This window comes from Dickeya sp. Secpp 1600 (assembly GCF_003049805.1).
GTDB lineage: Bacteria > Pseudomonadota > Gammaproteobacteria > Enterobacterales > Enterobacteriaceae > Dickeya > Dickeya fangzhongdai.
In genome coordinates, this window is the sequence record NZ_CP023484.1 from 3,307,888 (window position 1) to 3,330,421 (window position 22,534).

Consider the following 22,534-nt stretch of genomic DNA (forward strand, 5'->3'; position numbering starts at 1 on the left):
CTTCTTAAAGCATTTCTTCCCTAAATAAATTTTATCTTTATTTTTGGTTGTTTTTTCATCCATAATAAAGATATAGTTTACTGGAAGAAGTAAAGTTTCAATCCAAGAGGGGGACGTATGAACATTGAACAACAGGAACAACGAATGGACTGGCATCCTGCCGATATCATTGCAGCCCTGCGCAAACGAAAGACGACGTTAGCCGCCGTATCACGTGAAGCGGGTCTTAGTTCATCAACGCTTGCAAATGCACTAAACCGACCCTGGCCGAAAGGTGAACGACTGATCGCCGACGCACTGGGCATTCCAGCGAGTGAAATCTGGCCGAATCGTTATTTCGATTCACAAGGGCAGCGCATTCCGCGAGAAATTCGTCATAAAAACAATTAGATCACTTGCTGGGCTTAATCGCCAACAATCAGGGAATAACATTCTGGTCTCCACTCGATTCAACCATTCTGCATCATCAATTGGTTCATTAATTACCTCGAACCAATTGATATGCCTGATTCAGGGTATTCCCCTTCTTTGTTGATACAGAGCTTTGACTGTATTGATCTGAATAAAATCGGCAACGCGTGGCATAAAAAACGACATGAGCGAGAGAGCTTGTTTGGTGATGGCTTCCTAATTTAGACATTTTTTGTGACGGCCAGCGAAAAGCAATTAATAACATCACCGCTATCACAATAACCCCTCACTAATCCTATTCCTCATTTTTAGAATCCTATCTATACGTCATGGCTGCATAAGGAAACGTTAGCCACCTATGCAATATATCATTTTCATATAAAGGAGATGAATCATGATAACGAAAAATAGGATTTTCAATACCAAGAGTGATGAATTTAACTGGATTACGATACCAGAAGCCATAGTTATCGCTACTCAGGTAAGAAACTCACCGTTAACAGAAGCTGATATTTATCGCCATGCCTTATATGGCGATATCAACCTTTCGATCTACTTCCAATCTCCAGTCATCTTACGAAGAATAAAAACATCAAATGCAAAGGCAAGGCTTAAGCCTATAGGCAATCATTTGATTAACCAGCTATGCATTCTCGAAAAAAACTGTTTCATCAATAACAGAAACTTAATCGTCACCACCGAGGGGAAATATACTTACCCCACTCAACAAGTGATTGATACAACGCTCATCGGCTATGAATACGTTCTGGTTCAACGTTTATTAGCAAGATCTCTGGGTATTCCACAACCCGTAATCGGAGAAAATCGCGTTAACTATGGTCTTACTGTCAATATTGGCGACGATCACTTTCAAATGTTTGAGAAAATCAGGTATCGCGAAAGGATAAAACAGCAAACCATGAGACTTCCTAAAAATATTGCATCACATATTACTGAAAAAATCCCATACCAGAAAACAAAGCAGTATAGCCATAGAGAATATTTTCCGATTCATTATTTGCCAAAGGATGCCTGTTTTGTCATCAAACATGCCGAACTTGAGAAATTAATTAGCCTGCCTGCCAAAAATGATACTTCTCCTCCCTCCTCAACACGTATATCTACGCCGTTATCCAGATTGTTCTGGCTTGCCTGTAAAAACAATGAAGCTATCAGCCCATTAATCAGGCAACCTTATAAGCTTCTGTCCATCTTTGAACAGTGGGCCTCAGACGAAGGCATGACCGATCGATTCAGCGGCGATACGTTAAAAACGGCGCTTGAACGTGGTTCACCGACATCCGTTTAGGCACCCAATTAAAATGACATTACACGCTTCAATCTAAAAACCCGTATTAAGGATTGTGGTGTCCGTAATACGGGCTCTTCAACTTTCACTCCTTCCCTTGCTGTGTTTTTTTGTCATCTCCGGGCATATCCCATTTCTGCACTGGAGGTATTTATGACAGCTCATCAGTTATTACGTCTGAAACAAGTGGAAGTAAAAACCGGTCTGAAACGCTCGCAAATCTACCTGTACATGAAAGAAGGCACCTTTCCCTCTTCAATAAAGATTGGACCTGCCAGCGTAGCTTGGCTGGAATCTGAAATTGACGAATGGATTAACCTCAAATTAGCTAACCGCTTAACGCGCTGAAGGGAGATAGAAAATTATGTTCCCCTCACTGAATTACGCGGTATTAACAAACGCCCTTGCCGCGCTCAAGGAAGGCAATTTTCGTTATTGTGAAACGTTAGGATTCACATTCGACGAATTGAATACCCTCAATCAACTCTCCCTCGACGAACTGTTTATTGTCAGCCGGGCATCCGCACAGTTTATGTCGATCACTGTCCGTCATGACGTTCTACAACAAATCCTGACACTGTCTCATCAGGAAGCGCAACGCCAGCAGCAGATAAATCGCGCCATCAGATTGGGAGGATCTATTGCACTCCTTAATCATTTTTTTGGCCTCACCTCGAATGAAGTCTGTGTTCGCCGCCGGTTGCTAGGAGTCACGATCCCTTATGGCCGAACGCCTATTCCAACTGAAGCCGTAGATGCCGAAATCTGGCTGTCATGGAAAAAGAACCGCTCTGAAAACCTTGATACACCTGACGCACTAGAAGCCATGATGCAGGTCACTGAATCATTATCTTCCCGCGAAAAAGGGCCTTCCCTGACCGCCGTCTGGAACCGTATCACCCTTTGTGAGAAAGAAGCACTGAACAGGAGGAAATCGCATGCCAGATGAGATCGATCGCGATCAGGAATTTAATGAGCAACGTCTGGAAGAGATGATTGAACAGAACCGTTTCAAGCCAGCAACTACACCCTCATTACATTACTGTCGTTTGTGCGGGGAACCCATTCCTGAGAAGCGGCGGAAAACGCTGCCGGGTGTGACAACCTGTACGGAATGCCAAACCATACTTGAGCGCCACCAGCGCTGATAATCTGCAAATATACACACAGAGAAATTATCTTCTCTGTGTGTTTTTTATTATTTGAATAAACATTGTACATATTATCAATAGTGAAATACTGAACGGGAATCCGTCGCCATTATTATTTATCTGTGTAGGATCCGGTCAAGGTGGTCAACGGAAGTTTCTCGTAGCGCGCCTTGCTTGCGCATTTTTTGTATGACGCGATCTATAGTACGCTCCTAACGTTTAGTTAAAGAGCGAACTTTAGCCCGGCTAAAGTGAGAGAAACGAACGAGTTGAACAAGTTTTTAGCACTACAACAATGCGGACAGACCAGAAATAAATGGTGTGAATACTGTTATGTGTGCAGAGATATTTTGCATGAAGTCTTTATATGCATCTTTAAAACTACCGCCCCGGTGGCTAGCCGCAAGCGCGTGCACGTTGTCTATTAGATTTAACTCGGTTTCTCTGTCAAAGTAGTTAGACTTAATTGCTGAGATCAAATCGGCAAAGATAGCTGGCTCGTTGTAATTATTTGCTACGTTTGCTGTAGCGCCAGAGGAGTTTATGTTTATGCTGGATCCGGACACTCCACTGACATGAATATTTGCTTCTTGTCTCATGATTGCTATACCATTTTCCATTTTGTATAGATCGCTATTTTTTAGCATTTGTAGTGTTACGCGCACTGCTGCTAGCAATTGCTCTTGCTTTTTGAATAGAACCACCATCTGATCTACAGACCAAAGATTAACGTGATGCTTTTCACATATGGCTTTTGCGACATGCGGTATGTCTTGGTCGTAATTCCCATACACCCAAGAGTTTTTGAATGCTTCGATAATTGCTGTAAGTGTTGGATATCTGCTGAAGTCGTCGTTTATGGATAGCAAAGAACCGTACATATAGATTGCCATGTCTCGGCCGCATGCATATACGGCTTCCACTTTATGCCGTTCTTGTTGTGGGACTCTCGATACAAACCGGAAATCTTCTCGGTTCTTCAAGTGACTCCAGTCTCTGTCAAAAGATCTGAATTCCTCTCCGACAGACAGAAGCCTAGATATGTACGGGGCTACAGACTCAAGATCCTTTCGAATGTCCAAAATAGACTCTCCAAATACTAATACTTTACATCAAAAGCGCGAAAAACATAGTTCAGGCGACCGTATGAAGCGAATTTAAATTCCATTCGGCACCCGTTCTAAAAACGCTCTTAAAAGGCATGCTGAATGCGAAAAATTGTCGAACTGGCCCCGTAAGTCGTATGCCCATTTGACGCCATGAAAGAAATTATTTCTGAAACGATAAACTATGATCAAGCAACAGATCAGCTGAGAAGCTAGATCTACATTCTCACCAGTTAGCACCGTACGTACCAAATCGGGGTTGTCATTGCTGCGTAGGTGGAGATTTTCAAAGAGTTGGTTCGTATTACCGTCATCAACATACCGATTACAAAAGTATTCTAGATGTTCTGCGAACCAACCGCCACGAATGATCTTCGGGTCAATATTCTGGACTTTTTCAGAAATCTTTCTGGCTGATGCATTGCTCCCCAACATTTGGGCCTCGAACAGAGTCCAGAGAAGCGTAAACCTTTGCAGTGCTTCATGCTCTTCAGGTGAAAGGTTCGCAACACCAGGAGCGATCCTTTCAATGTCGGATAGCTGAATCATAGACCCTCTTTTGGCATAAAATATTTCATGATTATGCATTCTTGTTTACTCATTTCAGATACAGGAAACAAATACCAACACACCATTATAAAGTAAAGCAGTTTTATTTTTCATTCGGAAAAAATGAGCATGCGTTATATCTCGGAGACTGCGAAGTACATTTCTGAGCCGCTCAGCCGTAACCATTTTATTTATAGCATGAAAAACCGGCTGTCAGTTTAAACACAGCCTTAACGGGATGTTTAACCTGAAATTCCTGATATTTTAAATACATAAAATATAGATTCACAATGCACACGCCGCTAACTCAATTCTGAGGATAAAGATGTTTATATTGAGATGATCTACTCCCAACGATTATTAAAATGGGGAGTTAGCAACTTCAGCACCTGTCACAAAGCGGCCTGTCAGATTAGGTATGTCCATAGGCTACAAAGCAACAGTTCTAATCCTCTAATCCAATCCAATCCAATCCAACTAATCCCTTCGCAATAATTATCACGCTATATATTTTCTCTCTCATTCCCTTTTTGATTTTCTCATTTTCATCCTAGCGCTGATATCGCACGCTTATCACGCCACCTTCCACTGGCGAGCTTTATGGACGTTTATTCGTCCGGGGCGAGTATTGCTCTTTAAAAATATGAGTCGGGCTGTCACACAACCACAATTCAGGGTGCCGCTGAATGTTCTCGCTGACCCGTTGAAACCGGAATGCAGAATCGGGATGTGATCGATTGAGTTAATTCATCATGACTTTTTATGAAAGGAAATAGTATGAGAAAACCTACCTATCACGTATTTGTTACGCAGGAAAGCCAGCCTGAACCCAACAGAGAGAAGAACACCTACTGGACAAAGGTCGGCGTGGCGTTCGCTCATAACGGAAAACCGGGATTTAATATCGTACTGACACCAGGTATTGCGGTCTCCGGTAAGCTGGTGCTCCTTGAGCCGAGAGACGATAGCGACACTCCGCAAGCTCCCTACCACGATTAACGCGTCCCCTCACGCACCTTTTCCCTTGCCACCAACAGTCTGTTGGCTGTGTGTGGCTCGACTTTTTACCGAGGCAACCATGCTTTCCCCCACTGCCTTTCTGGCGGCGGCCATGCAGTGTGCCGCCACTATTCACCCCTCCACCGCGTTTGATGTAGCTAAAGTGGAATCCAGCTTTAATCCTTATGCCGTCGCTGAGATTGTGCCAAAGGAAGAAAGAGCGCCCGGCAGTGCAGGTGTCATTTCTCATCAGCCCACCAGCAAGCAAGCTGCCGTCAACACCATCAACCGGGTAAAGGAAAAAGGCCGCCGCTATTCGGTCGGGCTGATGCAAATCACCAGTACCAACTTTCGCCATTACGGCGTAACAGCGCATGACTTGTTAGACCCCTGCACCAATCTCTCCGTTTTTGAACGTATCCTCACTGACTGCTACCAACGAGGCGGCACGCTGAAGAAAGCACTCAGTTGTTACTATTCCGGCAATTTCGATACGGGTCAGCAGCCAGAACCTGCCTTTAACCAAACCAGTTATATCCAGCGTATTGGCTATGCAGTCCCGTCAACGCAGGAAGATCTCGAGCGTAGTACCACCAGCCAATCCACGTCAGAGATTCATTACCCGCCCACCGTCCTACGCGGTGAGCTTACTGATAAACCCACACCAATTTTGACCTCCTTGCACTATCCCGACGCCATCATTCGCGGCGATGTATCCCTACCTGTAATTAATGAGGAGCAATGACGATGCAAAAACGTAAATACTGGCCTACGTTTTCTTCCCTGGTGATATCGACCCAAACGCTGGCAGCAGGGAGCGGGTTTAATAAAGCCAACGATACGCTAAGTAATACCTCAACCGGCTTGCTCGGGCTGGCCGCCGTCACGATCACGTTGGCAACCATGTGGGTGGGTTACAAAGTGCTGTTTGACGGTAAAAGTTTGCATGACATGCGCAACGTCATTATCGGAGCCATCCTGATCGTCGGTGCATCGGGCTTTGGTGCCTATTGGGCATCCTAGGGGGAACCGATGACCACCTTGAACAAAGCACTGACCCGCCCTGCCGCCATTATGGGTATCCCTCTCGTCCCGTTCGTGATCGTCAGCGGGGCTATCGTCCTGCTGTCGGTCTACACCAGCTATTACCTTTCACTGTTACTGATCCCAGCCTGGCTGGAAATGAAGGCAAAAGCTCGAACGGATATTCATTATTTTGGACTGCTGTGGCTGGCCTTTAAAACCCGTGGGCGATTTGCCACGAATCGCCATTTCGGTGCCAGAGCCCTGCTGGCAAGCCACTATGACGCCGTCGATGTTTCGGAGTTTACCGATAAGATGAAATTAAACGAGCGCACCACGCTGGATAAATACATTCCTTACTCCTCCCACATTCACCCTCACATCATAAGAAATCGCTCCGGTGATTTAGTCGCTACCTGGGAATTGGGCGGCACTGTGTTTGAATGTGAGGACGAACATCATCTGACATTGCTGGCAAGCCACCTCAACAACCTGATCCGCTCGTATGAAGGGCTACCGATCACCTTCTATATCCATCGCATACGGGAGCAATATCAGGATGGCTTTAACGCCAGTTCAGGCATCCCCTTTTCGGATGAGGTCACGGAACGCTATTACCAGCCACTAACAGAGAAACCGCTCTGGCGACACCGACTATTTTTTACCGTCTGTTATATTCCTTTCTCCACACTGGAGAAAAAAATCATGAAAACGCAGCCAGCCGGAAAAAGGAAAGCGGCGTTGGATGATGCACTGAAAAGGATGCAGGAACACCATGAGGCAATCAACACCGCCCTGTCCCGTTACATGGCAACACCATTGGGCATCTATGAGGAGAAAGGTCGGGTTTATTCTTCGCAACTGACTTTCTACCATCGCCTGATTACCGGCAAATGGCAGAACGTAGCGGTGACACGCACACCTTTTTATCACACACTCAGCACGCCGGATGTGTTCTTCACTACCGATACCGCCGAATGTCAGACGGTCGGCGGTTCCCGCTTCTTCCGCAGTCTGGAAATTAAAGACTACTCACCGGAGACCTACACTGGCCTGCTCGATGCGCTGCTGTATGCCGAAAGCGAGTATGTGCTGACGCAGTCTTTTACCTGTATGGCACGGGATGAAGCGCAAAGTCATATCCGACTGGCGGAAAAACGGCTGAATTCAACCGACGATGACGCCATTTCACAGCGAGAGGAATTGATCGTCTTACGCGATTTGCTCCAGTCTGGGCATGTGTCTTGCGGCAAGTATCACTTCTCGCTGCTGGTCTCCTCCGCCAGCGCCAGTCAGGTGGTAAAGGAGACCAATGCGCTGGCTCAGCCTTTTAACGACCTCGGCATCATGACATCCCTGTCCACACTGTCGTTACCTGCCGCCTATCTGGCTCAACTTCCCGGCGTGTACACGTTACGCCCCCGTCTGGTGGTGGTCAGTAGCCAGAATTATGCGGATATGGGGAGTCTGCATAACTTTCATCCTCACAAGCGTAACGGCAATCCGTGGGGTGAGGCAATCGCCATACTGAAATCCCCCGGTGGTGGCGGTTACTATCTGAACCTGCATGACAGTCAGGCTGGACGGAATGACTTCAATGAGAAAACGCCGGGGAATACTGCCATCATCGGTAAAACCGGTTCAGGAAAGACCCTGCTGATGACGATGATGAAACAGTTGATGCAGAAGTACCGCAATCCGGCGACATTTTCCGCCTCTGCCACCCTCAAACGGCTGACCACCGTTTACTTCGATAAAGACAGAGCCGCAGAGATGTCGATCCGACAGATGGGCGGTCGCTACTTTCGTATCCGAACCGGAATCCCTACCGGATTCAACCCATTTTCACTTGCCCCAACTCGGCGGAATATCAGCTTTATCAAGCGACTGATCCGCATGCTGTGCCGTCGTGACGGTAAGCCACTCGATCCCCGCGATGAAGAGCGTATCAGCACTGCGGTGGACACCATTATGCTGGACTACCCGCCAGAATATCGCCGTTATGGTATTACCCGATTGCTGGAAGTGTTGCCGGAGCCACCTACCAAAGAGGCCCGAACTAACGGCTTGCGAATCCGACTGAAACAGTGGGCGCAGGGCGGTGAATTCGGCTGGGTATTCGATAACGAGGAGGACACATTCAACATCAGCAATATTGATAACTTTGGTATCGACGGTACAGAATTCCTGGATGATGACGACATACGTGGGCCGATCACCTTTTACCTGCTGTACCGCGTCACCAGCCTGCTGGATGGTCGCCGACTGGTGATGTTCATGGATGAGTTCTGGAAATGGCTGGCTGATGTCGAGTTTTCTAAATTCTCCCTCAATATGCTCAAGGTGATCCGCAAGCTGAACGGCATTTTTATCCCCGCCACCCAGTCGCCCGATGAAATCGTCAGGCATCCCATCGCTCCGGCGATTATTGAGCAGTGCAGTACCCAGATTTTTCTCGCCAATCCCAAGGCCAGCCATACGGATTACGTGGAGAAAATGAAAGCCCCGGAAAGCGTTTACGACATTATTCGTAACCTTGATCCGAGCGAGCACTATATGGTCGTCCTGAAAACACCACTGCGTGCTGGTGAAACTCGCCCGTTTGTCGCCATGGCAAGAATGGATTTATCGGGTCTCGGAAACATCACAAAAATCCTGAGCGGCAGTGAAGACAACCTGAAAATATTTGACGCCATTTATCAGGAAGGTATGTCACCCACCGACTGGAAAGAAACGTTCCTTAACCAAGCCATCTGATATTCACCTCGGAGGTTATCACCATGCAAACCAGAAAGATGTTTCTGGCTTTATCGCTATTGATGTCTACACCAGCGATAAGCGCCGGTATCCCGGTATTTGATGCAGCCAGTAATACCGAGTCGATTAACCAATGGATACAGAAACTCCAGCAATGGCAGGAAACGGTCACGCACTATAAAAGCGAGCTTGATGCTTATAAGCAGCAATTAGCGACCGCAACAGGCATAAGGGATATTCAGGGATTTCTCCGCGAGGCAAAATCCCTGAAAAACGATATCGAACATCTGCGTAAAAATGGTATTTCACTGGATGACCTGCTGACCAACCCAAGCGGTTATTACTCTTCTGACCTTCAGCGCCTATATAGCAAATATCAATCGTTTGATATTTGTAATCAGTCCAGTTCATCGCAACGTTATCTGGAAAGTTGCAAACAACTTGTTCTCAATCAGGCGGTCTCGATTGAGAATACGAGCGATGTCCAAAATAAGATTAATAGCACATTAAACGACATATCAGACTTATCTGACCGCATTGCCAACGCCAAAGACTCGAAAGAGTCACAGGACCTGGCTAACGCGGTAGCAGCCAAAAGCGTACAATTGAACGCATTAACCAGCCAATGGGAAATGTCAGTCAAGCAGGCTGAACAGCGATCCACGATGTTGACTCAACAGCGGCAAAAAGCATTCAATGAACAACAACTCACTTCCCCAATTCCTGACTTTAATCATTGAGAGGGTAATAATGAAAACGTTATTTTGCATTTTTCCGATTATTTTAGGCTCATTATTTCTGGCGGGGTGTGACAACCCGAAATCAACGCAGTGGTACAAAGAACATCCGGATGAACTGAGTCAACGATATAAAGCGTGTGAATCATCCGGTGATGACTCCCAGGATTGCAAAAATGCACGAGAAGCGCGATTTGAACTCCGTCAGGAAAATGCCAAGGTTCCCGATTTGAATTAAAGGGGTTATCTATGTCAGGTGGTATGTTTGTTGGAATGAACAACACGATCACTGACGGTTTACATGCCGTACTGCGGGGACAAACCTCCGTGTACGGCGATATGGTAAGTGTTATCGCCGTCAGCTCCTTCACGTTATTTGTCACTTATCGGGGTTATCAAACCCTGGCTGGAAAACTCCAAACACCAGTAGAAGATGTCATATGGGATGTAGGGCGAATGCTATTAATCATGACATTCGTTTTAAATCTCGATGGCTGGCTGGATTTAGCCATTTCCGCCATTAACGGATTAACCGACGGCGTCAGCGGTGATGACAATGTCTGGGTGTTACTGGATACTGTTTGGGCGAAAGCGCAAACGATAGGACAAAAGCTTTATCAACAGGATGATTCCACCTATGTAAAACTCAACGGCGGTATTGCCCAACTTCTGGTCTGGGGAGGCGCAATCGTCACCCTGCTATTTGGTTCGGCGGTTAACCTGTTAGCCGGAATTATCATTGTATTAATGACCACCACCGCACCGCTATTTATTTTCTGCCTGCTGTATGGATTCCTTATTCCGATGTTTAACAACTGGCTGAAAATTATCTTCACGGTGATCCTGACGATTATGTTTTCCGCGTTATCCATCAGGATTGTCATCAACTATCTTAATGGGCTATTAGATAAAGCGGTTAATTTTGCAGATAGCGCTAATATCATCACACTGGGCGTTCAGTGCTGCGTTGCAGGTGTTATTTCAGGCATCATTATTTGGTTTTCAGCAAAAATCGCGAATGCATTAGGCGGCGTCGCCGTTCAGGTTGCACTACAGGGTGCCGCTATGGGCGGTCTACGTGGGCTGGCGAAACCCTCTTCTGACGCAGCGAAACCGGTCATGAAAGCCGGTGCGGCGGGTGCCCGGTTAGCGGCAAAAGGGAGCGCCAGCGCCGCTAATGCAGCAGGTACACTTATCGCCACAGGCACCAGCAAAGCCCTCTCCGCATGGCAAAAACGTGCGGCTTCTATCGATAGCATGAAGCGTTTCAATCAACAGCGTAACCGCTAATCCCCTTCTAACCCCATCTTTCCATCTCGTACCGTGGCAACCGCCATCGGTATGGTATTTCTGTCTTCGACAAACACAGGAATCAATATGAAATCCAGCCTCGTCTTTCTGATGCTGTGCGTCCTCACGGGCTGCGCACAGCGTCAGCACGATTTGACGCCAGTATCTGGCGATCCTCAACCGGTTAATTCCCCCGCGATAATTCAGGAGCTGACAAAACATGTCTGAAACAGAAAACATCATCGCGTCATCCCGCACCTTTGAATCTGTCCTGCTGGAAAAGGATGAACGGGAAAAAAAGCTGGCGTGGCGAATAGCAGCCATAGGGTTTGCTCTGGCCGCAATGGCGATCACCGCACTGATTATTCTGCTACCGCTGACAACCACCGAAATCGAATTATGGTCGGTGGATAAACAGACCGGACGTTATGAATATATGACTCGGATTAAAGAGCAGAATATCTCCACCGAGAAAGCAATGGCTCAGGCATTAGCGGCGCATTACGTCAGGCTCCGAGAAGGCTATAACTATTTTGCTCTCCAGCGCGATTATGACGATGTGCAGTTATTCAACAGCGACAGCGTGAACCGGGATTATCTCGACGGGTTTAACAGCAATCAGGCACCCGATATCATTTTCAATAAAGCGGAATATGTCGTGTCTATCGACATTATTTCCAACGTTCACGCGACCGCGACAGATCCTGACCATCTGGCGACCTTACGCATTAAACGGACTATCCGCCGCATTGTCGATAATTCGGTTAAAACAGATGTCTGGAACATCCGTCTGACTTATCGCTACCTCCCCCGCAAACAACTGACAGACAGCCAGCGAGAAGTGAATCCGCTGGGGTTCATTGTGACCAGCTATCAGCGCGATAAAGAACTGAGAGGTGAATGATGCTGAAAAAAACAGTGATTTTGTGGCTCCTTCTGATGTCATCCACGGCCTGGAGCGCGGCAATACCGCGCAGCAGCACGTATGACAGCCGAATGCAGAATGTCACCTATAACAGCCAAAATGCAACCATCGTCAACACCCGCCCCGGCTACCTCACCACACTCCTGTTTGATGACGATGAAGAAGTCATCGACGCACAGGCGGGTTTTCCAAAGGGCTGGAAAGTCACAAAAAGCGATAACCGGGTCGGTGTCAGTCCAAACCCTATCACCCAGCCGGTAACCGATGATAACGGCAACAACATCAATAAGGTGTTTCTGCCAACGGCGAGCGAGTGGAGAACCAATCTCTTTGTCGTGACATCGAAGCGCGATTACAGTCTGGAACTGAACGTACTGGAGAATGACTCACCGTCTCAGGCCTTTATTATCCGTTTTCGCTATCCGGATGACGAGCGCAGGCAAGCAGACGCAGCCAGCGCAGCGCGTCTGAAACTCCTGCGTGAAACACAGGAAAAGCAGCGGATAACGACAGCCTTCGAACAAGCTACCACGCCGCGTAACTGGCTCTATACCAAGCGAGTCGCGACAGGTTCAGCCTCCATAGCACCAGATTTCACTTATGATGATGACCGCTTTATCTATCTGGGGTTTTCTCCCGTCAAAATCCTTCCGTCGATCTTCCGGGTCGTTAACGGGCAGGAACAGACCGTTACGCCCCGCATAGCCAAACACGGAAACTATACCGTGGTCGTAGTGCGTGCAATGTCATCACATCTAGTGTTGCGCTACGGCAGCGCGGTGGTTGGGATTGAGAATACGTCATTCGGCAACGCCACTATTGGCAGCAATGACACCGTTTCATCTGTCGTCACGCTGGAGGCTAAATGACTGATAAATCCATCCCAGAAACAACGGAAAAAACCGTGGCGGAGCTGGAAGTTGAAGCCCGTGAACGGGCCCGTTCAGCGATGGCGATTCAGGCACCAGAACAGAACACGCCTCCCGGCCAACCTGAAGTGACCCGCTTCAAAAAAACCTCTAGCCGCCGAACGCTGATAGTCATCTTGCTGAGTTTAATAGTACTGATTGCACTGGCATTGGGTGGAGATCGCTTCCTTGTCGCATTAAAGCAAAGCGATGATAAGGCGGTTGAAACCCCAGCCCCGCCGTCAGCCAGTACAGGGCAACATGAGCGTAAAAACCTCGGCATGGACAACAACCCGTTCGGCCTGTTCGGTCAGGACAAGCAGGAAGCCGCAACAGATAATCACCCAATACAGACGGTACCACCGTCAGAGCCACCTGCTTTAAATAAGGCGGCGGCACTGGTCGATGGGTCAAGTAGTGCCGCTGAGTCCACTCAACGCGGTCATGCTCAGGCTTCACAAACGGCCCCCTCCGGCACACAACACAATCAGAGCAAAGACACGCCAGCAACTACATCTGGCACAGAGGCTAACGACGCCAATCCCAGCGTGGCGAAAGTGACCAGCGTCAGGCGGCTGGGTCTCGATCCCAATCTTTACCTTCCGGTTGATCGTTATATTCCGTGCTCAATGATGCGGCGTTTTGTCTCTGATGTGGGCGGTCGTATTTCGTGCCTCATCGGCGAAGATGTCTACAGCGCCAACCATTACGTGAAGTTGCTCCCTGCCGGAACCGTCGCCAGAGGCATCTACCGCACCGGGGCGCTGCAACATGGCCGGAGCCGAATGTTTGTCATCTGGACGGAATTACGCACACCGGAACCCGGTAGCCTGCAAATCCCGCTGATTGATACCGAAGCCACAGGTCCATTGGGTGAGGCTGGGATTAGCGGCTGGATTGATACCCATTTCTGGGAACGGTTCGGCAATGCGTTGATGCTGAGTACCGTACAAGATGTGGCCGCCGCCGCATCCGATTCAGCACCGGGGAAAGACCGCAATACCGATTACACCGAAAACACCCGCGCTGCCGCGTCAGAAATGGCGAAAACAGCCTTAGAAAACAGCATCAATATCCCTCCCACGATGTACCTCAATCAGGGCGATGTGATCGGCATCATGACAGGTACGGATATCGATTTCTCTTCCGTTTATCAACTGCGTTTAAAAAAGAGGTGGTATGAACGTTGAAAACCTGTCGCTGGATTTTATGAAAAACCAGTTATTTGGTGAATTTCTGCCACTGGCAGGCCTGACGGAAATCGCCATCAACCGCCCCGGAGAGATCCACACCAAAATAAACGGTCGATGGCAGAAGCATGATTCTCCGGTTACATTGCGTCAGTGCCATGCGTTTGCCAAAGCACTGGCCTCATGGAATGAGGACAATATCGATGATACCTCCCCTATCCTTTCCGCTACATTAGGATCAGGTGAACGTGTCCAGACCATTATCCCCCCAGCCTGCGAGCGGAATACCGTATCTATTACGCTGCGAAACCCGTCATTTGAGCAGAAAACGCATCAGTCCTGGATTGATGCCGGGTTTTATAACCGAATAGCAGGTAAGGAGAGAAACGAAAGCAAAGATGATGAACTGACCCGATGCTATAACAATGGTGATATTCCCCACTTTATCGAAAAGGCCGTCGAGTATGGCAAAACCCTCTTTATTGTTGGTAAAACCGGCTCCGGTAAAACCACCTATATGAAGACATTGCTGCACTATATTCCGTCACATCTCAGGCTAACCACGATTGAAGACAATCCCGAAATCCGGTTTTACCGTCACGCCAATTATGTGCATTTGTTTTACCCGGCAGATGCCGGAGACGAGGCGATTATCACGCCCGGCCGATTGATTCGGGCGAATTATCGAATGAATCCGGATCGAATTCTGCTGGCAGAAATTCGTGGGCGGGAAGCGTGGGATGCACTGAAAATTATCGGCTCTGGACATGAAGGTCTTATCACCTCCCTGCACGCAGGCAGCCCGGAAGAGTGTATTGAAGGGATCATTGACCGCTGTTATGAAAATCCTGACTGTAAAAACATCCCGTTCGATGTGTTGTTACGCAAGGTGCTTAAATGCGTAGATATCATCGTCAGCGTAGATATCCACGGCGATATTCGCCGGATGGGGGATATTTATTTCAAACCGATACACCTTCATCAAATGAAGAAATCATTCAGATAGACGAACAGTTAAAGCCCACTCATTCTCAATAAAGGTATTTGATATGAAAACAATCATATTCACCGCCTGCCTTTTCTGCATGAATTTTTTACTGCCCTCTTCCGTAATGGCCGCTGATGCCTGTGAGATTGTTTTATGTCTGTACGGTAAAACAACCGGTAACGGCGGAGGAAATGAATGTCAGTTTGCTGAACGTTCTTTCTTTAATGTTGTAAAAAAGAACAGACACGGATTTCACCCCAACCGTACCGCCGACGCCCGAAAAGCCTTATTACTCGAATGCAAATCAGCCGAGCCGAAAATTATCGACCAGATAATTAATAAATTTGGCCGCTTGCGTCATTGAATTCAAAGATAAACGGTAATAACAATATCTGGATTATTACCGTTCCCCTGTCAAATCGAGATGGCAAACTCGGCACCGGTCGATGGTTTTAGGCTTTTAAATTTATGCGCATAGCAAAAATTTAAAAGTGGTGTAAGGCGAGTAAATTCTATTTCGCAGAAATAGCTAATTTGCGTCGCCGAACCCATCTGCAAACAGCCGCGCCCACGCGGATTTTGCAGACCGGGGGGAGCCGAATAAATTTCGCCGCCCCAGCGAGCGAAAAGCTATCGCCCACGATAGCGGTTTATTTGGGGGGCTTGCCCCGCACACCGTCGCAGCTAAGTCTCCGGCCAAAAGCCGGTAGCGTGGCGCGACCAACCGCTTTGAAGGCGTTTTCCCATTTTTTCACTTGGCCGGAACGGACAAAAGAAAAAATAGGCGAAAAACGACGTCTCAAAGGGGTTGGTCGCGCGTAGCGGGCGACGGTGTGCCGCCTTTGACCTTGGGGGTTTTGGCGCAGCGTCCAGCCGCGACATTACCCCCATATGACATGCAGTGAGAGCGTCCAGCACGAGCGTAATGTCACACGCCGTTGCCCGTCATTCGGGCGTTTCAGGGAATTGACGACCATGCGTCGGCTGTTTTCTGAAAGCGCGGATAACGGGCATGAGCGTCGGAGACGTTCAGTGCTTTTCATTCATTTATGGGCGTCATCAATAGGCGTCTCGGATGGGCGTGGGGTTTAACGTCCATCGGTGACGCCCATGCGATGCGCCCGTCACACCGAAATCAGACCGGAGGTCACTGTAATGGGAACTCATCTGATGCAAAGGCTGAATGCCTTTACGGATGCCTTTTCTTTTTTTCTACTCTGGCTGCAACACAACCCGGTAATATTATCCATATTTGCCGGACTGACGCTGCCATTTATATTTAATCTGCCACGTGAAGAAAGAAAAAATGCCCCCTTTTGGTTAAAATTGGTGGCGGGTGTATCCACCTTCTTTTTCATATTTGGTACCCTGTCACCGCTGACCATTCAGGGGCTAAGTTTTTTCTTTAAAGTGCTCGATAATAACATCCTGCTCAGATTATCACGCTGGATACTGACTGTCGGATTTACGCTTTCTGGTCTGGCTTTTCATATTACTGCCCGAAGGCTGCTGACGGGTGAAATCGACAGTTTAAAACATCGGATGATTAAAAAAAGTAAACTGGAAAGAAATGTCAGAACGGATGTTCGTGAAGTCAGAGACATGTTACCTGACAGTATTGCGTATAACCCGTTGGATTATATTGATCTGAGTAAAGGTATTTTTATCGGGCTGGATAAAGATAATCAGCCGCAATATATCACCCCCGACGAATTTCAAACTCAGCACGCCGACCTTATCGGCACCACAGGTTCCGGTAAAGGCGTCAGTGCCTGTGTACTGCTTTATCAGGCAATACTTTCAGGTGAAGGCGTATTTGTCGAAGATCCTAAAAATGATGAGTGGGCACCGCATGTACTACGGAAAGCTTGTCAGAAAGCGGGAAAAAAATTTGTTCTTATTAACCTGAATGACCTTAATTTTCAGCTTGATTTACTGGCTGATATTTCTCATGAACAGCTGGAGGAGTTGTTTAATGCAGGTTTCAGCCTGGGTAAAAAAGGTGAAGGTGCTGACTTTTATCGTATTGCCGACCGTCGTGCAGCCAGAAATACGGCAGCTATTTATGAAAAGGAAATGACGTTACGCGACTTATTTAACACTGACTTTGTGAAATCCCTCAGTGAAGATGTGCCTGCTTTTTATGGCGAGCTTGAGGAAATCGCTTTAGTGAACTCCATTAATGCCAATAAGGGATTTTCCTTAAAGACCATTTTTGATGAAGGCGGATGCTGCTACATCATCGGCTCGATGCGTAACCAGAAAATCATATCGGCTCAGCGCATGATTTTAACTCGCTTGATTCAGATAGCCGAAACGCGTGATCGAATAAAAGGCAAACCTCGTCCTGTCGCTATTTTTCTTGATGAACTTAAATATCACCTGTCCCGCCCTGCGCTTGAGGGGCTTGGCGCTGCGAGGGACAAAGGTGTGCATATAATAATGGCCCACCAGTCGGTCAAAGATTTATATGATTGTCCGGCAGATCTGGAGGGTGATGCCGTTGCTGGTTCGGTGATTGAGAATTGCAAGTTTATGCTGGTTTATCGCCTTCGCGATCCGGACACCGCCGACTGGGTCGCCAGAATGACAGGCTCTATACTGGTTGACGATGAAATGAGGAAAGTGAAAACGGATATATCCCTGACGGAGAAAATGGATACTGACAGGATGATCCGCCAGGCTGAACGATATTATATAGACAGCAACATGTTGCTTAACCTCCCCAAATTTGTTGGTTTTGTTTTTACCCAGAACGATCTGGCGAAGGCAACCAAACTATTCCACATACCAGCAAAGAAGCAATATATCGACCTGTTTTCATTTGAGCATAAAAACCCTCCGCATACCGAAAAAGAAAATCAGGTTCACAAACCCTCCATTAACCTGTGAGGCTATCAATGCTTATTCATAACGTTACTGAAAGAAATGAAGCCGCAAAACGGAGAATGCGGGAATTACTGTATTTCCTCAAGGAAGAAACGTTCTCTGATTTCCGGACCTTAAAGAAAGTTGTCGGCTATAAAGGAAAACATAACCATGCGATGTATAACCTGCTTAATAAAGCGGTTGCGATGGGTCTTCTGATTAAACACGAATATCCGGTATTGACCGGAAAAAAATCATTGTGGGGGCTCAGCATGCAGGGACTGGCGATAGTGGTTAACGCTGATGACAAGGTTTTCCCCGCCTATTTTGAACCGGGAAAACTCAAACACTCGACGCTGGAGCATCGACTGTTAAATCAGCGGGTCAGGATCGCCCTTGAGGAAAAAGGCGGTACAGGCTGGCTTAACGGCGATCGGAGAGAGTTTATGTCGCGATACCCGGGCTTCCGGCACAGACCGGACGGCATTATTACCTTAAACAGCGGAGCCATCGTTGCGGTCGAAACAGAGAGGTCGATGAAAACCCGCGCCCGTTACATCAGCATCGTTAACAGTCACCTGGCCGCCAGCGACGCCGGACGTTGGCACTATGCGATGTATGTTATGCCAGATGATAAAACCAAAGAATCGCTGGTCAGGCTGCTTGACAGCATCAGGACGGTGATGAGGAACAACGTTCCCGTCCCGTTTGATGCAAGGAACCGGGAAATGTTTCTCTTCCGCACAATTGATGAGCTGGAAAATAGTGTCAATGATAAGCAGGAGTCCCCCTCTTCATCAGCTGGTGGCGATGAAGGGAGGGAACGCCATGCATGACATTTTGACTCATGGCGACTGCCTTGACGTACTGCGCAATATGCCAGGCAACTCGGTGGACAGCATCGTGACCGACCCGCCATATGGAATTAAATTCATGGGGAAGACATGGGACTACGATGTCCCTTCACCGGCTATCTGGAAAGAATGTCTGCGCGTACTCAAACCCGGTGGTCATCTGCTGTCGTTTGCGGGCTCTCGCACTCAACACCGAATGGCAGCGCGTATAGAGGATACGGGCTTTGAAATACGTGACATGATTGTATTTCTCTACGAGACCAGCAATGCTGCTCAGGCCCTCATTGAAAGTTTGTCTCCGGACCAGCTCAAATTGCTGGACGCAGCATTTGGACGTGACGGAATGCTGGGCTGGGTATACGGTTCGGGCTTTCCTAAATCCCACCACGCGTTAAAACCGGCACTGGAACCTATTACCCTTGCCCGTAAGCCATTCAAAGGGTCTATAGCATCGAACTTATGCGCGCATAGTACCGGCACTCTGAACATCAGCAAGTGCAGGATCCCTCTGGCAGAGGGGGAATCCCCCTATAGTTACCCTAATGGACCGGGTGGTTCCGATCCTAATCACATGTGGCGAGGCAAAAATAAAGGTGATGGCGGTATCGCCAAACAAGGAAACCCTGATGGTCGCTGGCCTGCCAATCTTATCCATGATGGCAGTGATGCAGTACTTGCTATGTTCCCAGACACTCTTCAGCAGGAGGAAATTAGTAGCGCCAGTCGGTTCTTTTATTGTGCAACGGCCAGCAGAAAGGACCGTGGTGAGGGTAACAATCATCCATGTGTAAAGCCCACCGAGCTGATGCGTTACCTTTGCCGCCTGATTACGCCCCCGGGCGGCACTGTACTTGATCCCTTTATGGGCAGTGGAAGCACCGGCAAAGCTGCGGTGATGGAAGGATTCTGTTTTATCGGTATTGAGCGCGAAACGGATTATGTGAACATTGCTCGCAGGCGTATTGCGGCAGCACGGAGGTCCAACGCTCATTCAGGTGATGCAGGAAGGCATATTGATAATTGAAGTCGGGTTCAATGCCTTTAAATGCGTGTTAGCTCAGATTTGAGCTAACATTTTTATGGCTCAGGGCATAACCTAATCTGACAGGCAGCTTTGTGCCAGAAGCGGAAGTTATTACTGCTAGTTTATTAACTCTAGAAGGGCTGTCAGAGGGTGTATGTAGCATAAGATTCTCATTCCAGACTATCAACTTTTAAGATGGCTAGCGATCAAGCAAAGTAAACCTTTCCTCGAGTACCGCTGTGATAATTTCCTGTGTTTCACAGGAGGCTTTTCTATCCGGCTCTGCCTCTTGTTCTTCCAGTGCATCAAGAAGATATTCAAGCTGACCGACTCGTCGGTGAAGATCCCACAAGGCACAAACTACCATCCACTGCCTATCTGGATAACGTTCAGATCTGATAGTTCGGCTGTACGCATCCTGCACATCCGGCATGTAAAAATCCATCATTGAGTTTGGGTCGGATATGCGAACAGGTTTGATCGCTTTGATGTTTTTGAATAAGAAAGCATCTGCTTCAGTTTGAGTGTTAAAACCTGTCAGAACGCCTACCTTCTCGTAGTGTGTTGTCTTATGTAAAGCTGCGCTTAACAGCAGATTTGCTTTATTTTGACCATCAAAATAAGAGCTAATTATTTCTTTAATTTCACAAATATATTGCCGTGGCCGGGGATCATTAACAAGCGAGAGAGGCTCATACGATGCCCTGCCATAGATGATAAACAATAAAGCTTCAGTGTACATACGCCCAATTTGCTGAATCTTGTATGATAAATCTTTGCCCCAGTGACTTATTGATTTTTCGAGGGGCATCGCTTCACGCAAGTCATAAAGAACGCCGCAGGCATTATCAACCACCTTATCCCACTGATCTGCTTTCTTTTTTGGATCAACAATGGAGCTTGCATAGTTCCACTGTCCAAAGAGAAGCTCATAACTTTTAGCAAGCTGACGTTCCTGCTCTAACACCTGTTGCTGGCTAAAAAACGCTTGTGCACGTCTGGACTGCTCAGCGACCCCGTCAGAAATGAGTCTATCCAGGCTGTAGATTACCGGCGCCAAATCCGGAAACGTCGCACCAGAAGGAGAGACCAGGTCTCTGTAGAGGCGTAGCAACCCAGTAAGTTGAGCTTCATTTAAAAACGGACCAGCAAAGGTACCCCTTTTCGTCCGAAAGGCAAGAGTTGGGCTTAAGTCACTCATTTTTAAATTTCCTAAAAAACTATTTGGGCTAGTTGAAAAATAGCTAGTTTACTAAGGTTTCGTTTATCATAGGTGCAGTAATTGCAGCAATAAACACATGTTGTACTCTTTTTCAAGAATATGCACTGTAATTATTCCGCTTAAACGAACCATTCTCTTTTAGAGATCCTCTAGCATGTGGATTAGGTTAGCCTGAAAGCGAACTTGCGCTCATCACCCGTAGCTGTCGGTCAAGTATCGGGCATTCAGTATGTGAGGCGAGAGTATCTGGCTGATGGGCAGTATGGGCGGCCTGTCCAGATATCCAGGGGCAACTCCAGATATACCGCCCACCGTTACTTTTACTACAGGAAAAAACCGCCTGCTTTCTTAACCGATGCTGCAAGAGCCGCAATAGCCGACTCATAAGCCATCCCGCTGCTGGGGTGCAGGATGCTGCACCATTCTACGGGGTACTCGAGGGGCAGGTCCGGCATTGTGTTCCAGAGCCGGATGCCGAGCACCAGAATGACGTCCGGCTCCAGCTGTTTCACCACTTCAATGAACGGCAGTTGTGCCGACGTCCACATATCCGGAGTGGGTGCAATTCGGGCCCCTTCACCTACAAACGCTTGGATGTAGTTGTAAAAGGCAACATGCCGCCAGGCCTCATTTCGTTCTTCTTCCGAAGGGCATTCAGTACAACCCCTCAGAACATTGGTCAGCTTACTGAAAAAAGGAAGACCGGGCTTCAGGGCATGCTCTTTGACCACGTATTGCGTGAAATCAGGTGCCATATCCTGCCTGTCACCATAATGTGACTCCCCGAGTACCATTACACGCACACCGTAATGGCTGTCATAGTATTTATCTCCAACATACGGGCGAAACTTAACGCCTTTCATGGACGGTCCTTATCATCGCTGAGCCATACGCTCTTCTGTACTGTACATTTTTCTGTATAGCCACAACCTGGACATGCATCATTGAATTCATACCTGCTGAAATCTGGGAGTGAATTCCTCCTGCGCTGGGCGAAATTGGCAGCCCGTCAGGCGGTGGCCGAAGAGGCTTGGATATCCCCTGTGTGCCAAGAGCAGACATTACAAACATTACGATGTTTTCATTAATGGGTCGCAGGTCAATGGCTCTAAATTTACCCACTATCACTTGCGTCAATAGGAACTAACTTATTTTTTTTATTTGTGCACTTGAAATCAAGCGAAGCGGCCCCAGTTCAAATTTTGTTCACAACAAATGCGGGG

At 47.6% G+C, this 22,534-nt stretch carries 24 protein-coding genes; 20 read left to right on the top strand and 4 right to left on the bottom strand.

All coding sequences use genetic code 11. The features are described from left to right. Nucleotides 1–117 precede the first annotated feature (117 nt). The 5 genes from CPA59_RS14650 to CPA59_RS14670 all read left to right on the top strand — a co-directional run bounded on the left by CPA59_RS14650 (nucleotide 118) and on the right by CPA59_RS14670 (nucleotide 2,868). Nucleotides 118–390: a helix-turn-helix transcriptional regulator gene (locus CPA59_RS14650; RefSeq protein WP_014699383.1), complete on the top strand. Its 273-nt coding sequence runs from the start codon at nucleotides 118–120 to the stop codon at nucleotides 388–390. Between the two features lie 415 nt (nucleotides 391–805). After that, nucleotides 806–1,720, top strand: a complete 915-nt coding sequence (locus CPA59_RS14655) for a hypothetical protein (RefSeq protein WP_107759813.1) — start codon at nucleotides 806–808, stop codon at nucleotides 1,718–1,720. Between the two features lie 153 nt (nucleotides 1,721–1,873). Continuing rightward, the gene (locus tag CPA59_RS14660; RefSeq protein WP_039508997.1) at nucleotides 1,874–2,068 is read left to right on the top strand and encodes an AlpA family transcriptional regulator; all 195 of its coding nucleotides are present in this window, start codon (nucleotides 1,874–1,876) and stop codon (nucleotides 2,066–2,068) included. A 16-nt stretch (nucleotides 2,069–2,084) separates the two neighbouring features. After that, the gene (locus CPA59_RS14665) at nucleotides 2,085–2,669 is read left to right on the top strand and encodes a DUF2857 domain-containing protein (protein ID WP_107759815.1); all 585 of its coding nucleotides are present in this window, start codon (nucleotides 2,085–2,087) and stop codon (nucleotides 2,667–2,669) included. After that, complete coding sequence (locus CPA59_RS14670; protein WP_107759817.1) at nucleotides 2,659–2,868, top strand: TraR/DksA family transcriptional regulator; 210 nt, start codon at nucleotides 2,659–2,661, stop codon at nucleotides 2,866–2,868. The genes CPA59_RS14665 and CPA59_RS14670 overlap by 11 nt, the downstream gene beginning before the upstream one ends. A gap of 290 nt (nucleotides 2,869–3,158) precedes the next feature. Here the strand turns inward: CPA59_RS14670 and CPA59_RS14675 are convergent, their stop codons facing one another. Both CPA59_RS14675 and CPA59_RS14680 read right to left on the bottom strand, forming a co-directional pair. After that, entirely contained in the window at nucleotides 3,159–3,764 is a 606-nt protein-coding gene (locus CPA59_RS14675; protein ID WP_255412229.1) for a hypothetical protein, read from the bottom strand. Nucleotides 3,765–4,028: 264 nt separating this feature from the next. After that, complete coding sequence (locus CPA59_RS14680) at nucleotides 4,029–4,526, bottom strand: hypothetical protein (protein ID WP_159077949.1); 498 nt, start codon at nucleotides 4,524–4,526, stop codon at nucleotides 4,029–4,031. A gap of 777 nt (nucleotides 4,527–5,303) precedes the next feature. Between CPA59_RS14680 and CPA59_RS14685 the strand changes: the two genes are divergently transcribed. The 15 genes from CPA59_RS14685 to CPA59_RS14760 all read left to right on the top strand — a co-directional run bounded on the left by CPA59_RS14685 (nucleotide 5,304) and on the right by CPA59_RS14760 (nucleotide 20,089). Beyond that, nucleotides 5,304–5,525 (top strand): hypothetical protein, encoded by a 222-nt coding sequence (locus CPA59_RS14685; protein ID WP_107759823.1) that lies wholly within the window; start codon nucleotides 5,304–5,306, stop codon nucleotides 5,523–5,525. A 79-nt stretch (nucleotides 5,526–5,604) separates the two neighbouring features. Continuing rightward, entirely contained in the window at nucleotides 5,605–6,270 is a 666-nt protein-coding gene (locus tag CPA59_RS14690) for a lytic transglycosylase domain-containing protein (protein ID WP_107759824.1), read from the top strand. Continuing rightward, entirely contained in the window at nucleotides 6,267–6,548 is a 282-nt protein-coding gene (locus CPA59_RS14695; RefSeq protein ID WP_107759826.1) for a TrbC/VirB2 family protein, read from the top strand. The genes CPA59_RS14690 and CPA59_RS14695 overlap by 4 nt, the downstream gene beginning before the upstream one ends. A 9-nt stretch (nucleotides 6,549–6,557) precedes the next feature. Continuing rightward, the gene (locus tag CPA59_RS14700) at nucleotides 6,558–9,305 is read left to right on the top strand and encodes a VirB3 family type IV secretion system protein (protein WP_107759828.1); all 2,748 of its coding nucleotides are present in this window, start codon (nucleotides 6,558–6,560) and stop codon (nucleotides 9,303–9,305) included. A gap of 23 nt (nucleotides 9,306–9,328) precedes the next feature. Further along, complete coding sequence (locus CPA59_RS14705; RefSeq protein WP_107759830.1) at nucleotides 9,329–10,045, top strand: type IV secretion system protein; 717 nt, start codon at nucleotides 9,329–9,331, stop codon at nucleotides 10,043–10,045. A 10-nt stretch (nucleotides 10,046–10,055) separates the two neighbouring features. Beyond that, entirely contained in the window at nucleotides 10,056–10,280 is a 225-nt protein-coding gene (locus CPA59_RS14710) for an EexN family lipoprotein (RefSeq protein WP_107759832.1), read from the top strand. Nucleotides 10,281–10,291: 11 nt separating this feature from the next. Continuing rightward, the gene (locus CPA59_RS14715; protein WP_107759834.1) at nucleotides 10,292–11,332 is read left to right on the top strand and encodes a type IV secretion system protein; all 1,041 of its coding nucleotides are present in this window, start codon (nucleotides 10,292–10,294) and stop codon (nucleotides 11,330–11,332) included. Between the two features lie 220 nt (nucleotides 11,333–11,552). Further along, nucleotides 11,553–12,236 carry a virB8 family protein gene (locus CPA59_RS14720; RefSeq protein ID WP_107759837.1) on the top strand — a complete coding sequence of 228 codons (684 nt, stop codon included), beginning with the start codon at nucleotides 11,553–11,555 and terminating at the stop codon, nucleotides 12,234–12,236. Continuing rightward, complete coding sequence (gene virB9 / locus CPA59_RS14725) at nucleotides 12,233–13,126, top strand: P-type conjugative transfer protein VirB9 (RefSeq protein ID WP_107759839.1); 894 nt, start codon at nucleotides 12,233–12,235, stop codon at nucleotides 13,124–13,126. The genes CPA59_RS14720 and virB9 overlap by 4 nt, the downstream gene beginning before the upstream one ends. Further along, nucleotides 13,123–14,355 carry a VirB10/TraB/TrbI family type IV secretion system protein gene (virB10, locus tag CPA59_RS14730; RefSeq protein ID WP_107759840.1) on the top strand — a complete coding sequence of 411 codons (1,233 nt, stop codon included), beginning with the start codon at nucleotides 13,123–13,125 and terminating at the stop codon, nucleotides 14,353–14,355. The genes virB9 and virB10 overlap by 4 nt, the downstream gene beginning before the upstream one ends. Further along, nucleotides 14,345–15,361 (top strand): P-type DNA transfer ATPase VirB11, encoded by a 1,017-nt coding sequence (virB11, locus tag CPA59_RS14735; RefSeq protein WP_107759842.1) that lies wholly within the window; start codon nucleotides 14,345–14,347, stop codon nucleotides 15,359–15,361. The genes virB10 and virB11 overlap by 11 nt, the downstream gene beginning before the upstream one ends. Nucleotides 15,362–15,404: 43 nt before the next feature. Then, entirely contained in the window at nucleotides 15,405–15,707 is a 303-nt protein-coding gene (locus CPA59_RS14740) for a conjugal transfer protein (protein WP_107759844.1), read from the top strand. Nucleotides 15,708–16,498: 791 nt separating this feature from the next. Further along, on the top strand, nucleotides 16,499–18,235 hold the full coding sequence (locus CPA59_RS14750) for a type IV secretory system conjugative DNA transfer family protein (protein WP_107759848.1): 1,737 nt from the start codon (nucleotides 16,499–16,501) through the stop codon (nucleotides 18,233–18,235). Between the two features lie 8 nt (nucleotides 18,236–18,243). Further along, nucleotides 18,244–19,047 (top strand): MobC family replication-relaxation protein, encoded by an 804-nt coding sequence (gene mobC / locus CPA59_RS14755; RefSeq protein WP_107759850.1) that lies wholly within the window; start codon nucleotides 18,244–18,246, stop codon nucleotides 19,045–19,047. Further along, complete coding sequence (locus tag CPA59_RS14760; RefSeq protein WP_107760853.1) at nucleotides 19,040–20,089, top strand: site-specific DNA-methyltransferase; 1,050 nt, start codon at nucleotides 19,040–19,042, stop codon at nucleotides 20,087–20,089. The genes mobC and CPA59_RS14760 overlap by 8 nt, the downstream gene beginning before the upstream one ends. A 199-nt stretch (nucleotides 20,090–20,288) precedes the next feature. Here CPA59_RS14760 and CPA59_RS14765 read toward each other — a convergent pair whose 3' ends face one another. After that, entirely contained in the window at nucleotides 20,289–21,290 is a 1,002-nt protein-coding gene (locus CPA59_RS14765) for a hypothetical protein (protein ID WP_107759852.1), read from the bottom strand. Nucleotides 21,291–21,634: 344 nt separating this feature from the next. Next, nucleotides 21,635–22,174, bottom strand: a complete 540-nt coding sequence (locus CPA59_RS14770) for a hypothetical protein (RefSeq protein WP_107759854.1) — start codon at nucleotides 22,172–22,174, stop codon at nucleotides 21,635–21,637. Between the last annotated feature and the right edge of the window lie 360 nt (nucleotides 22,175–22,534).